This window comes from Terrabacter sp. Ter38 (assembly GCF_024519435.1).
GTDB lineage: Bacteria > Actinomycetota > Actinomycetes > Actinomycetales > Dermatophilaceae > Terrabacter.
Genome location: NZ_JALJRZ010000003.1, coordinates 125,534 through 138,105 on the forward strand (window position 1 = coordinate 125,534; position 12,572 = coordinate 138,105).

The window sequence follows — 12,572 nt, forward strand, 5'->3', positions numbered from 1 at the left end:
CGTCAGGAAAGGTTAAGGAGTAAGCAATGGGTCTCGAAGAGAAGCTCCCAGCCGGGTTCCTGCTCTCGACCGTCGAGGGTCTCGCCGGCTACATGCGCAAGGCCTCGATCTGGCCGGCCACGTTCGGCCTCGCGTGCTGCGCCATCGAGATGATGGCCGTGGGCACGCCCGACTACGACATCGCCCGGTTCGGCATGGAGCGCTTCTCGGCGACCCCGCGCCAGGCCGACCTCATGATCGTCGCCGGCCGCGTCAGCCAGAAGATGGCCCCTGTCGTGCGTCAGGTCTACGACCAGATGCCCAACCCCAAGTGGGTCATCTCCATGGGTGTGTGCGCCAGCTCCGGGGGCATGTTCAACAACTACGCCATCGTCCAGGGTGTCGACCACATCATCCCGGTCGACATCTACCTGCCCGGCTGCCCGCCCCGCCCGCAGATGCTGCTCAACGCGATCATCGAGCTGCACCACCAGATCGAGACCTCGCCGCTCGGCGTCAACCGCGAGGAGGCGGCCAAGGCCGCCGAGGCCGCTGCCCTCTCCGCCACGCCGACGCACCAGATGAAGGGCCTGCTGGCATGAGCGACGGCGAGAAGAAGGACGACGCGAACGCCGTGATCGCCGACACGACGAAGGACCAGGCCTCCGGCCTGACGCCGCACGAGCTCGAGCTCGCCCAGACCGGCGGCGCGACCGAGCCCGAGGTCGTCGGCGTGCGCCACGGCATGTTCGGGGCGACCCAGGGCGCCGACACGACCGGGTACTCCGGCCTCGTCCGCCCGATCCTCGTCGCCGGCGCCTCGGAGCGCCCCTACGGCGGCTACTTCGACGAGATCGCCGACAACCTCGAGCGCGGCCTCGTCGGCGGCACGGCCTCCTACGCCGAGGCCGTCGACCGTGTCGTCGTCGACCGGGGCGAGATGACGATCCACGTCCGCCGCGAGCACCTGATGGCCGTCGCCCGCGTCCTGCGCGACGACGCGTCGCTGCGCTTCGAGATCGTCACCGGCGTCTCCGGCGTGCACTACCCCGACCGCACCGGCGAGGAGCTGCACGCGGTCTACCACTTCCTGTCGATCACCCACGGCGGCCGGCGGGTCCGCGTCGAGGTCTCGTGCCCCGACGACGACCGCCACATCCCGTCGATCGTCTCCGTCTACCCGGCCAACGACTGGCACGAGCGCGAGACGTGGGACATGTTCGGCATCGAGTTCGACGGCCACCCGGCCCTCACCCGAATCCTCATGCCCGACGACTGGCCGGGCCACCCGCAGCGGAAGGACTACCCCCTCGGCGGCATCCCCGTCGAGTACAAGGGCGCCACCATCCCGCCGCCGGACCAGCGGAGGTCGTACAACTGATGAGCACGCACACCGAGTTCACCCAGACCGAGGTGCCGGAGCCCGGCGCCAACGACGTCTACGCCACGTCCGTGGCCGACGAGCAGGCCAGCGAGGGCGCCCACGTCTTCAACGCCGCCGGCGGCGACTGGAACGACCTCGTCGACGAGGCCACCTCGCTCGGCGAGGAGCGCATCGTCGTCAACATGGGGCCGCAGCACCCGTCGACGCACGGCGTGCTCCGCCTCATCCTCGAGATCGACGGCGAGACGGTGACCGAGGCCCGCGCGGGCATCGGCTACCTCCACACCGGCATCGAGAAGAACATGGAGTACCGCACCTGGGTGCAGGGCGTCACGTTCTGCACGCGCATGGACTACCTCACGCCCATGTTCCAGGAGGCGGCCTACTGCCTCGCCATCGAGAAGCTGCTCGGCATCACCGACCAGATCCCCGAGCGGGCCAACGTCATCCGCGTGCTCATGATGGAGATGACGCGCATCAGCAGCCACCTCATCTGCCTCGGCACCGGTGGCATGGAGATGGGCGCGACGACGGTCATGACCGTCGCCTTCCGGGAGCGCGAGCGCCTGCTCCGCGTCATCGAGATGGTGACCGGCCTGCGGATGAACAACGCCTACATCCGTCCCGGCGGTGTCGCGCAGGACCTGCCGCCCGGCTGCATCGACGCGTTGCGCGAGATGGTGCCCGAGGTGCGCCGCGGTCTCGGCGAGCTCGAGGCGCTGCTCAACGAGAACCCCATCCTCAAGGGCCGCACCGTCGACGTCGGCGTGCTCAACCTCGCCGGCTGCATGGCGCTCGGCATCACCGGCCCGGTGCTCCGCTCGACCGGCCTGCCGCACGACCTGCGCAAGCTCGACCCGTACTGCGGCTACGAGACCTACGACTTCGAGATCAAGACCCGCACGAGCCAGGACGCCTACGGCCGCCTGCGGATCCGCATCGACGAGATGTACGAGTCGCTGAAGATCATTGAGCAGGCGACCGACCGCCTCCAGGCGAACGAGGGCCCGGTCATGGTGGCCGACAAGAAGATCGCGTGGCCCGCACAGCTCGCGCTGGGCAGCGACGGCCTCGGCAACAGCCTCGACCACATCCGCGAGATCATGGGCACCTCGATGGAGTCCCTGATCCACCACTTCAAGCTCGTCACCGAGGGCTTCCGGGTGCCGGCGGGCCAGGCGTACGTCGCCATCGAGTCGCCGAAGGGCGAGCTCGGCTGCCACGTCGTCTCCGACGGCGGCACGCGCCCGTACCGCGCGCACTTCCGCGACCCGAGCTTCAACAACCTGCAGGCCGTGGCCGCGATGTGCGAAGGCAGCCAGATCGCCGACGTCATCGTCGCCGTGGCCTCGATCGACCCCGTCATGGGAGGTGTGGACCGTTGAGCGGTCACGACGCTTCAGGCCACCTGCACGTCAGCCCCGAGTCCAAGGCGCCGTATGCCGCCGACGTGCTCGAGAAGCTGCACGTCGACGCTGCAGAGGTCATCTCGCGCTACCCGCAGAAGCGCTCGGCGCTGCTGCCGCTGCTGCACCTCGTGCAGTCGGTCGACGGCTACGTCACGGGCCGCGGCGTGACCTTCTGCGCGGAGGTGCTCGACCTCACCGAGGCCGAGGTGAGCGGTGTCGCCACCTTCTACACGCAGTACAAGCGCCACCCCAACGGTGACTACACCGTCGGCGTCTGCACCAACACCCTGTGCGCGGTCATGGGCGGCGACCTCATCTTCGACCGGCTCTCGGAGCACCTCGGCATCGGCCACGACGAGACGACCGAGGACGGCAGGATCACCCTCGAGCGCGTCGAGTGCAACGCCGCGTGCGACTACGCGCCGGTCGTCATGGCCAACTGGGAGTTCTTCGACAACCAGACGCCGGAGAGCACGATCGGCCTCGTCGAGGACCTCCGCGCCGGCAAGGACGTCGCGCCGACGCGTGGCGCCGCCCAGGTCTGCACGTTCAAGGAGGTCTCGCGGGTGCTCGCGGGCTTCGAGGACGGCCGCGCCGACGAGGGCGTGGGCGCCGGCCCCGCGTCCCTTCTCGGTCTCAAGATCGCCAACGACCGCGGTTGGGTCGCCCCCGGCGCCGACCGCAACGGCTCGCACTCGTCGCAGGCCGACGGGAAGGACGGATCGAAGTGACCGACACCCTGACCCCGATCCTCACGAAGTTCTGGGACGACCCGCAGTCCTGGACCCTCGCGACCTACGAGCGCCACGACGGCTACAAGGCCCTCACCAAGGCGCTCGACATGGAGCCGCAGGCGATCATCGACGCCGTCAAGGACTCCAGCATCCGTGGCCGTGGTGGCGCCGGATTCCCGACCGGCATGAAGTGGTCGTTCATGGCCCCGCCCGACGGCGGCCCGCGCTACCTCGTCGTCAACGCGGACGAGTCCGAGCCGGGCACGTGCAAGGACGTGCCGCTCATGATGGCCAACCCGCACGCGCTCATCGAGGGAGTGGCCATCTCCTCGTACGCCATCGGCTGCGAGCACGCGTTCATCTACCTCCGCGGTGAGGTCGTCCACGTCTACCGCCGCCTGCTGCGCGCCGTCGAGGAGGCCCGTGCCGCGGGCTACCTCGGCGACGACGTCGGGGGCAAGGGCGTCAAGGTCGACATCACCGTGCACGCCGGCGCCGGTGCCTACATCTGCGGCGAGGAGACGGCCCTGCTCGACTCGCTCGAGGGCCGACGCGGACAGCCGCGCCTCAAGCCGCCGTTCCCCGGTGCTGCGGGGCTCTACGCCCGCCCGACGTCGGTCAACAACGTCGAGTCCATCGCCTCGGTGCCCGGGATCATCCTCGAGGGCTCCGACTGGTTCAAGGGCATGGGCACCGAGAAGTCCACGGGCTTCGGCATCTTCAGCCTCTCGGGCCACGTCGCCAACCCCGGCCAGTTCGAGGCGCCGCTCGGCATCACGATGCGCGAGCTCATCGACCTCGCCGGCGGCATGCGCGGCGGCAAGAAGCTGAAGTTCTGGACGCCGGGCGGCAGCTCGACGCCGATCTTCACCGACCAGCACCTCGACGTGCCCCTCGACTTCGACTCGGTCGCCGCCGCCGGCTCGATGCTCGGCACGCGTGCCCTGCAGGTCTTCGACGAGACCGTGTCGGTCGTGCGCGCCGTCGCGCGCTGGACCGACTTCTACGCCCACGAGTCCTGCGGCAAGTGCACGCCGTGCCGCGAGGGCACGTGGTGGCTGCGCCAGATCATGAACCGCATCGAGAACGGCCAGGGCACGCAGGACGACATCGACAAGCTCGTCGACATCTGCGACAACATCCTCGGCCGCAGCTTCTGCGCCCTCGGTGACGCGGCCACGAGCCCGATCACCTCGGCCGTGCAGTACTTCCGCGAGGAGTTCGAGGCCGGCATGCACACGCCGGCCCACGAGCTCTTCCCGCCCGAGAAGTCGGTCCTCTTCGACGTCCAGACCAAGGAGTCCAGCGGGATGGTGTCCGCATGACCGCCACGACGGAGACGAAGGCGCCCACGGCGCCCGACCACGTCAGCCTGACGATCGACGGCGTGCCCGTCAGCGTCCCCAAGGGCACGCTCGTCATCCGCGCCGCCGAGACGATCGGCGTCGAGATCCCGCGCTTCTGCGACCACCCGCTGCTCGACCCCGTCGGGGCGTGCCGCCAGTGCCTCGTCGACGTCGCGATGCCGGACCGTGACGGCAACGTCCGACCCATGCCGAAGCCGCAGGCCTCGTGCACGATGGCGGTGTCCGAGGGCATGGTCGTGGGCACGCAGGCCACGTCCAAGGTCGCCGACAAGGCGCAGCAGGGCGTCATGGAGCTGCTCCTCATCAACCACCCGCTCGACTGCCCGGTCTGCGACAAGGGCGGCGAGTGCCCCCTGCAGAACCAGGCGATGAGCGCCGGCCGCCCGGTGTCGCGCTTCGACGACGTCAAGCGCACCTACCCCAAGCCGGTCAACATCTCCTCGCAGGTCCTGCTCGACCGGGAGCGCTGCGTGCTCTGCGCCCGCTGCACCCGCTTCTCCGACCAGATCGCCGGTGACCCGTTCATCGCGCTCGTCGAGCGTGGTGCGCTCCAGCAGATCGGCATCTACGAGGAGAAGCCGTTCGAGAGCTACTTCTCGGGCAACACCGTCCAGATCTGCCCGGTGGGCGCGCTGACCGGCGCGGCCTACCGCTTCCGCAGCCGCCCGTTCGACCTCGTGTCGACGCCGTCGGTCTGCGAGCACTGCGCGAGCGGCTGCGCCGTCCGCACCGACCACCGTCGCGGCGTCGTGCTGCGCCGCATGGCCGCCGAGGACCAGGCCGTCAACGAGGAGTGGAACTGCGACAAGGGCCGCTGGGCGTTCACGTACGCCACGCTGCCCGACCGCGTCGAGCTGCCCATGGTCCGTGACGCCGACGGCGAGCTGCAGGTCGTCGGCTGGCCCGAGGCCCTCGCCGCCGCGGCGGCCGGTCTCGCCGGCACGAAGGCCGGCGTGCTCGTCGGTGGACGCGTGTCCGCCGAGGACGCTTACGCCTACGGCAAGTTCGCGCGCGTCGTGCTCGGCACCAACGACGTCGACTTCCGGGCGCGACCGCACTCGGACGAGGAGGTCGCCTTCCTCGCCGAGCACGTCGCCGCCACGGGACCCGATGGCGGCGCCGTCACGTATGCCGACCTCGAGGCCGCGAAGGCCGTCCTGCTCGTGGGCTTCGAGCCCGAGGACGAGAGCCCGATCGTGTTCCTGCGCCTGCGCAAGGCGTTCCGCAAGCACCAGACGCAGGTGTATGCCGTCGCGTCCCACCCCACGCGCGGCCTGACCAAGGTGGGCGGCACCCTGCTGCCGACCGTCCCCGGCCACGAGGCCTCGGCCCTGACCGACCTCGGCTCGACCGAGCTCGGCGCGAAGGCTCGCGAGGCCCTCGGTGCCGACGGCGTCGTGCTCGTCGGTGAGCGCCTCGCCACCGCGCCCGGTGCCCTGCGGGCCGCGGCCGACCTCGCCGCCGCCACCGGTGCCCGCCTCGCGTGGGTGCCGCGTCGGGCGGGGGAGCGCGGTGCGCTCGAGGCCGGTGCGCTCGGTGCACTCCTGCCCGGTGGACGCCCGGTCTCCGACGCCGCGGCCCGTGCCGAGGTCGCCCGCGTGTGGGACGTCGACCAGGTCCCGGCCACCCCGGCCCGCGACACGGCCGGCATCGTCGCGGCCGCTGCGGCCGGCGAGATCGAGGCCCTCGTCGTCGGTGGTGTCGACCCGTCCGACCTCGGTGACCCGGCGGCCGCCGCGGCGCTCGAGAAGGCCTTCGTCGTCTCGCTCGAGCTGCGCGAGTCGCCGGTCACGGCCGTCGCCGACGTCGTGCTGCCGGTCGCCTCGCAGTCCGAGAAGACCGGCACCTACGTCAACTGGGAGGGCCGCCTCCGCGCCTTCGAGGAGGCCCTCGAGACCAACGCGGTCAGCGACCACCGCGCCCTCGACATGCTCGCGAGCGAGATGGGCGTCTTCCTCGAGACACGCAGCCAGCGCGAGATCCACGCCCAGTTCGAAGCCCTCGGCCCGTGGGGCGGCGCCCGTGCCACGAGCGCTCCCGACGGCCAGCGCGTCGCGGCCGCCCCCCACGGCAGCGGCGACTTCGTCCTCTCGAGCTGGGCCACGCTGCTCGACGCCGGCCGCATGCAGGACGGCGAGCCGTTCCTCGCCGGCACCGCGCCGCTCGCCGTGGCCCGTCTGTCCGAGGCCTCGGCCGCCGGGCTGGGGCTCGCCGAGGGCGACCACGTCACGGTCTCCGGCCCGGCCGGCAGCGTCACGCTGCCCGCGGTCGTCACCGAGGGCATGGTCGACGGCGTCGTCTGGGTCCCGACCAACGCCAAGGACTGCTCGATCCGCTCGGGCCTCGGCACCGACGCCGGTGGCCGCGTCCACGTCACGAAGGGTGGTGCGGCATGAGCCTCGGCCTGACCGCATACGGGGTGGCAGCCGCGCTGCCCATGTCCGAGAACCCCACAGCCGACTTCAGCGACACCCCGTGGTGGGTGGCCCTGATCAAGGCCGTCGGCATCTTCGTCTACCTGCTCGTCTCGACGCTGCTCGTCATCTGGTTCGAGCGCCGCGTCATCGGCCGCATGCAGCAGCGCCCCGGCCCGAACCGCAACGGTCCCTTCGGTCTGCTCCAGACGCTCGCCGACGGCATGAAGTCGATGCTCAAGGAAGACATCACGCCGGCCAACGCCGAGAAGCTCATCTACACCCTCGCGCCGCTCATCGCCGCGACGATGGCCTTCGTGTCGTTCGCGATCATCCCGGTCGGCGGCACCGTCTCGATGTTCGGCCACGAGACGCCGCTGCAGGTCACCGACGTCCCCGTCGCCGTGCTGCTCGTGCTCGCCGTCGCCTCGGTCGGCGTCTACGGCATCATCCTGGCCGGGTGGAGCTCCGGCTCGACCTACCCGCTGCTCGGTGGCCTGCGCTCGACCGCCCAGGTCATCAGCTACGAGATCGCCATGGGCCTCTCGCTCGTCGCGATCTTCCTCTACAGCGGGTCGATGTCGACCTCGTCGATCGTCTCGGCGCAGAGCTCGCTCTGGTACATCCTCCCGGCGTTCTTCAGCTTCGCCGTCTACGTCATCACCATGGTCGGCGAGACCAACCGCCTGCCCTTCGACCTCGCCGAGGGCGAGGGCGAGCTGACCGGTGGCTTCCACACCGAGTACTCCTCGATGCGTTTCGCGATGTTCTTCCTCGGCGAGTACGTCAACATGTTCACCGTCTCGGCCCTGGCCACCACGCTCTTCCTCGGTGGCTGGCAGGCCCCGCCGTTCATCTCGGCGATCAACGACAACATGTTCGGCGGTGGCTGGTGGGGCCTGCTGTGGTTCACCGCCAAGCTGTGGCTCTTCATGTTCCTGTTCGTCTGGCTGCGTGGCTCGCTGCCGCGTGTCCGCTACGACCAGTTCATGCGCTTCGGCTGGAAGTTCCTCATCCCGATCACCCTGGCCTGGGTCGTGGCCGTCGCCTTCATCCGCGGCGCGCAGCTCGGCTTCCTCGGTGACAGCAAGCTGACCTTCGCCGGCCGCGAGCTGTCCGTCGCGACCGTCGTCATCGTCAGCATCGTCGCCGTCATCGCTCTCGCCGCAGCGTGGATCTGGGACGACAAGCGTGCCGCCCGTGCCGCGGCCGAGGACGTGACCCCGCCGGAGGAGATCGACCCCTTCGAGGACGGCTACCCCGTCCCGCCGCTGCCGGGTCAGCGCCTCAACGAGCCGACCCGGTCGGGCCACCAGCTGGCGGCATCCCGCGAGCCCGTGCTCACGACCGCCGGCACCTCGAGCACCTCGACCGCCGTCAAGGAGGAGGACCATGGCTGACGACACCGTCGGCAAGGACGTGTCGCCCCAGACCCCCGCCAGGGGGTCGGAGGTCGGCGCGCCCCGTGACCAGCGACCCGGTCAGGACGACCGCAGCAAGGGCTTCCTGTCCGAGCTCTTCGCGCCCGTGGCCGGTTTCGGGGTGTCGTTCTCCACGATGTTCCGCAAGGTCGCGACCGAGGAGTACCCCGAGAAGCCGCGCCCCACGGCGCCGCGCTTCCACGGTCGTCACCAGCTCAACCGCTACCCGGACGGCCTCGAGAAGTGCATCGGCTGCGAGCTGTGCGCGTGGGCCTGCCCGGCCGACGCGATCCTCGTCGAGGGTGCCGACAACGACGACACCCCGCTCGACCAGGGTGGCAAGGGCCGCTTCAGCCCGGGCGAGCGCTACGGCCGCGTCTACCAGATCAACTACCTCCGCTGCATCTTCTGCGGCCTGTGCATCGAGGCGTGCCCGACGCGCGCCCTGACGATGACGAACTTCTACGAGCTCGCCGACAACGACCGCGGCAAGCTGATCTTCACCAAGGACCAGCTGCTCGCGCCGTTCCAGAGCGGCATGCTCCCGCCGCCCTTCCCGATGTCCGACGGGCTCGAGGAGCGTGACTACTACCAGGGCAAGGTCAGCGAGCCGACCGCCGCGCAGCGCGCCTACGTCGACGCCCGCGACGCGGCGCACGACGAGGACGACGCCTATGCCGGCGGGCCCGGCAACGTCGGGGCCGCGGTGCCCGGGGCGCACGACCTCGTGCACTCCACCCACCCGACCGCACCCGAGACCAGGGAAGGAGCCAACCCGTGACCTCCACCGCCGAAGCCGTCGGCTTCTGGGTGCTCGCCCCGATCGCGGTCCTCGCCGCCCTGGGGCTGCTCTTCGCCAGGAAGGCCGTGCACGCGGCGCTGGGCATGGCCCTCGTCATGTGCATCCTCGGCATCTTCTACATCATGCAGAAGGCCGACTTCCTGGGCATCGTGCAGATCTTCGTCTACACCGGCGCGGTGATGATGCTCTTCCTCTTCGTCCTCATGCTCGTCGGCGTCGACTCGTCCGACTCGATCGTCGAGACGATCAAGGGCCAACGCTGGGCCTCGCTGCTGCTCGTCATCGGCCTCGCCGGCATCCTCGTCTTCTCGCTGGGCAGCGTCGTCATGGACGAGCAGACCGTGCAGACCGGGATGGACAAGCTCGTCTCGACCAACGCCGAGACCGGCAACGTGACCGGCCTCGCCGAGCTGATCTTCGGCCAGTACGTCTGGATCTTCGAGGTCACCTCGGCCCTGCTCATCACCGCCGCCCTCGGCGCCATGGTGCTCGCGCACCGCGAGCGCCTGACGCCGCGCATCACGCAGGCCGAGTGGGCCGCCAAGCGCGTCCGCGACAACAAGAACGTCGCCGGCCTGCCCGTGCCGGGGGTGTACGCCCGCCACAACGCGGTCGACACCCCGGCGCTGCTGCCCGACGGCACGCCGAGCGACCTGTCCGTCTCGCGTGTCCTGGTGGCCCGTGACCAGGTCGCGACGACCGACGGCTTCAAGGACGTCGAGCGCCACATGGAGCGCGAGATCGAGGAAGGTCGGTCCAAGTGAGCCCGATGCACTACGTCTACCTGTCGGTGCTGCTCTTCGCCATCGGCGCGGCCACCGTCCTGGTGCGACGCAACGCGATCATCGTCTTCATGGGCGTCGAGCTCATGCTCAACGCGACGAACCTCGCCCTCGTCACCTTCTCCCGGATGCACGGCGCCCTCGACGGGCAGGTCATGGCCCTGTTTGTCATGGTCGTCGCAGCCGCGGAGGTCGTCGTGGGACTCGCCATCATCATGGCGATCTTCCGCGCTCGCCGCTCGGCCTCGGTCGACGACGCCAACCTGCTGAAGCTGTAAGGAGCGCCGCCCAGAATGGGAACTCTCGTCCAGACGCTCGCGAGCTCGTCGAGCACGCTGAGCACGTATGCCGCGGGCCTCGCCACGCACGAAGGTGAGGCGCACGCCGCCACCGGGGTGACGGCATACGCGTGGCTGCTCGTCGCGCTGCCGCTGCTCGGTGCCGCCGTGCTCCTCCTCGGCGGCCGCCGCACCGACAGGTTCGGGCCGGTGCTCGCGACCGCCCTCTCCTGGGGTGCGTTCGTCGTCGGCGCGCTCGTCTTCCTCGCGATGCTCGGCCGTGGTGCCGAGGACCGCGCGGTCGGCATCGACCTCTTCGACTGGATCACCGCCGGCTCGTTCAAGGTGAGCGCGGGGCTGCTCGTCGATCAGCTGTCCATGGTCTTCGTCCTGCTCATCACCTTCGTCGGCTCGCTCATCCACGTGTACTCGATCGGGTACATGGAGCACGACCCCGACAAGCGGCGCTTCTTCGCCTACCTCAACCTCTTCGTCGCGGCGATGCTGCTGCTCGTCCTCGCCAACTCCTACCTGCTGCTCTACGTCGGCTGGGAGGGCGTCGGCCTCGCGAGCTACCTGCTCATCGGCTTCTGGAACTACAACCCGGCCTACGCGACTGCGGCCAACAAGGCGTTCGTCGCCAACCGCGTCGGTGACCTCGGCCTGTCCATCGCGATCATGGTGATGTTCTTCCACTTCGGCGCGGTCGACTTCGCGACGGTGCTCGGCGCGGCCGGCAGCAACGCGAACCAGGGCTTCATGACGGCGATCGGCCTGATGCTCCTGCTCGGTGCCTGCGGCAAGTCGGCGCAGTTCCCGCTCCAGAGCTGGCTCGGTGACGCCATGGCCGGCCCGACGCCGGTCTCGGCGCTCATCCACGCCGCGACGATGGTCACCGCCGGCGTCTACCTCGTCGTGCGCTCGGCGCCGATCTTCGAGGCGGCGCCCACGGCCCAGCTCGTCGTCGTCATCGTCGGCGCGATCACGCTGCTCTTCGGTGCGATCGTCGGTTGCGCCAAGGACGACATCAAGAAGGCCCTCGCGGCCTCGACGATGAGCCAGATCGGCTACATGATGCTCGCCGCCGGCCTCGGCCCGGTCGGCTACGCCTTCGCGATCTTCCACCTGCTCATGCACGGGTTCTTCAAGGCCGGGATGTTCCTCGGGGCCGGCTCCGTCATGCACGGCATGAACGACCAGGTCGACATGCGCCGCTTCGGCGGCCTGTCCGGCGCCATGAAGCTCACGTGGGCGACCTTCGCCGTCGGCTGGCTCGCCATCCTCGGCGTGCCACCGTTCTCGGGCTTCTGGTCCAAGGACAAGATCATCGAGGCGGCCTTCATCGGCGAGGGCTGGCGCCCCTGGGTCTTCGGTCTGGCCGCCCTCATCGGTGCCGGCATCACGGCCTTCTACATGTCGCGCCTGTTCTTCATGACCTTCCACGGCAAGAAGCGCTGGACGGACGACGTGCACCCGCACGAGTCGGGCAAGCTCATGACGATCCCGATGATCGTCCTCGCGGTGGGCTCGGCCTTCCTCGGTCTGATCCTCGGCCCGACGGGACTGTTCACCTCCTGGCTCGAGCCAGTCACCGGCGCCGAGCCCGAGGGTGCCCACCCCGTCATCCCGGTGCCGGTCCTCATGGCCCTGACGCTCGTCCTCGTCGCCGCAGGTGCGGCGTTGGCGTGGCTGCGCTACTGGCGCGACGACGTGCCGGTCACGGCCCCGGCGGGCTCGCTGCTCACGCAGGCGGCGCGCAAGGACCTCTACCAGGACCAGGTCAACGAGGCCCTCCTCATGCGACCCGGTATCCACCTCACGCGCTCGCTCGTCTTCGCCGACAGCAAGGGTGTGGACGGTGCGGCCGGTGGCCTCGCCGCCCTCGTCGGCGGGACGAGCTCCCGCCTGCGCAAGCTGCAGAACGGCTTCGCGCGCTCCTATGCCCTGACGATGCTCGCTGGTGTCGTCGCCATCCTCGGTGCTCTTTGGGTGATGTCCTGAT

11 protein-coding genes are annotated in these 12,572 nt (G+C 69.9%); all 11 read left to right on the forward strand.

Features of this window, described 5'->3' with window-relative positions:
• Positions 1-26 precede the first annotated feature (26 nt).
• The 11 genes from NR112_RS07970 to nuoL are packed head-to-tail and all read left to right on the forward strand — an operon-like array spanning position 27 to position 12,571.
• Positions 27-581 carry an NADH-quinone oxidoreductase subunit B family protein gene (locus NR112_RS07970; protein WP_020145017.1) on the forward strand — a complete coding sequence of 185 codons (555 nt, stop codon included), beginning with the start codon at positions 27-29 and terminating at the stop codon, positions 579-581.
• The gene (locus NR112_RS07975) at positions 578-1,360 is read left to right on the forward strand and encodes an NADH-quinone oxidoreductase subunit C (RefSeq protein WP_256793462.1); all 783 of its coding nucleotides are present in this window, start codon (positions 578-580) and stop codon (positions 1,358-1,360) included. The genes NR112_RS07970 and NR112_RS07975 overlap by 4 nt, the downstream gene beginning before the upstream one ends.
• On the forward strand, positions 1,360-2,748 hold the full coding sequence (locus NR112_RS07980; protein ID WP_256793463.1) for an NADH-quinone oxidoreductase subunit D: 1,389 nt from the start codon (positions 1,360-1,362) through the stop codon (positions 2,746-2,748). Before NR112_RS07975 ends, NR112_RS07980 begins: the two co-directional genes overlap by 1 nt.
• Positions 2,745-3,503 (forward strand): NADH-quinone oxidoreductase subunit NuoE, encoded by a 759-nt coding sequence (nuoE, locus tag NR112_RS07985; RefSeq protein WP_256793464.1) that lies wholly within the window; start codon positions 2,745-2,747, stop codon positions 3,501-3,503. The genes NR112_RS07980 and nuoE overlap by 4 nt, the downstream gene beginning before the upstream one ends.
• The gene (nuoF, locus tag NR112_RS07990) at positions 3,500-4,831 is read left to right on the forward strand and encodes an NADH-quinone oxidoreductase subunit NuoF (RefSeq protein WP_256793465.1); all 1,332 of its coding nucleotides are present in this window, start codon (positions 3,500-3,502) and stop codon (positions 4,829-4,831) included. Before nuoE ends, nuoF begins: the two co-directional genes overlap by 4 nt.
• Entirely contained in the window at positions 4,828-7,269 is a 2,442-nt protein-coding gene (locus tag NR112_RS07995; RefSeq protein WP_256793466.1) for an NADH-quinone oxidoreductase subunit G, read from the forward strand. The genes nuoF and NR112_RS07995 overlap by 4 nt, the downstream gene beginning before the upstream one ends.
• Positions 7,266-8,687, forward strand: a complete 1,422-nt coding sequence (nuoH, locus tag NR112_RS08000) for an NADH-quinone oxidoreductase subunit NuoH (protein ID WP_256793467.1) — start codon at positions 7,266-7,268, stop codon at positions 8,685-8,687. The genes NR112_RS07995 and nuoH overlap by 4 nt, the downstream gene beginning before the upstream one ends.
• Complete coding sequence (gene nuoI, locus NR112_RS08005) at positions 8,680-9,489, forward strand: NADH-quinone oxidoreductase subunit NuoI (RefSeq protein ID WP_256793468.1); 810 nt, start codon at positions 8,680-8,682, stop codon at positions 9,487-9,489. The genes nuoH and nuoI overlap by 8 nt, the downstream gene beginning before the upstream one ends.
• Positions 9,486-10,274 (forward strand): NADH-quinone oxidoreductase subunit J, encoded by a 789-nt coding sequence (locus tag NR112_RS08010; RefSeq protein WP_256793469.1) that lies wholly within the window; start codon positions 9,486-9,488, stop codon positions 10,272-10,274. The genes nuoI and NR112_RS08010 overlap by 4 nt, the downstream gene beginning before the upstream one ends.
• The gene (nuoK, locus tag NR112_RS08015; RefSeq protein WP_256793470.1) at positions 10,271-10,570 is read left to right on the forward strand and encodes an NADH-quinone oxidoreductase subunit NuoK; all 300 of its coding nucleotides are present in this window, start codon (positions 10,271-10,273) and stop codon (positions 10,568-10,570) included. Before NR112_RS08010 ends, nuoK begins: the two co-directional genes overlap by 4 nt.
• Positions 10,571-10,585: 15 nt before the next feature.
• Complete coding sequence (gene nuoL / locus NR112_RS08020; RefSeq protein ID WP_256793471.1) at positions 10,586-12,571, forward strand: NADH-quinone oxidoreductase subunit L; 1,986 nt, start codon at positions 10,586-10,588, stop codon at positions 12,569-12,571.
• The last annotated feature ends 1 nt before the right edge of the window (position 12,572 follow it).

Excerpts from the sequence above, each read along its gene's own strand:
- NR112_RS07970 (WP_020145017.1), top strand. The coding sequence starts at position 27 with ATGGGTCTCGAAGAGAAGCTCCCAGCCGGGTTCCTGCTCTCGACCGTC.
- NR112_RS07975 (WP_256793462.1), top strand. The coding sequence starts at position 578 with ATGAGCGACGGCGAGAAGAAGGACGACGCGAACGCCGTGATCGCCGAC.
- NR112_RS07980 (WP_256793463.1), top strand. The coding sequence starts at position 1,360 with ATGAGCACGCACACCGAGTTCACCCAGACCGAGGTGCCGGAGCCCGGC.
- NR112_RS07995 (WP_256793466.1), top strand. The coding sequence starts at position 4,828 with ATGACCGCCACGACGGAGACGAAGGCGCCCACGGCGCCCGACCACGTC.
- nuoH (WP_256793467.1), top strand. The coding sequence starts at position 7,266 with ATGAGCCTCGGCCTGACCGCATACGGGGTGGCAGCCGCGCTGCCCATG.
- nuoI (WP_256793468.1), top strand. The coding sequence starts at position 8,680 with ATGGCTGACGACACCGTCGGCAAGGACGTGTCGCCCCAGACCCCCGCC.
- nuoL (WP_256793471.1), top strand. The coding sequence starts at position 10,586 with ATGGGAACTCTCGTCCAGACGCTCGCGAGCTCGTCGAGCACGCTGAGC.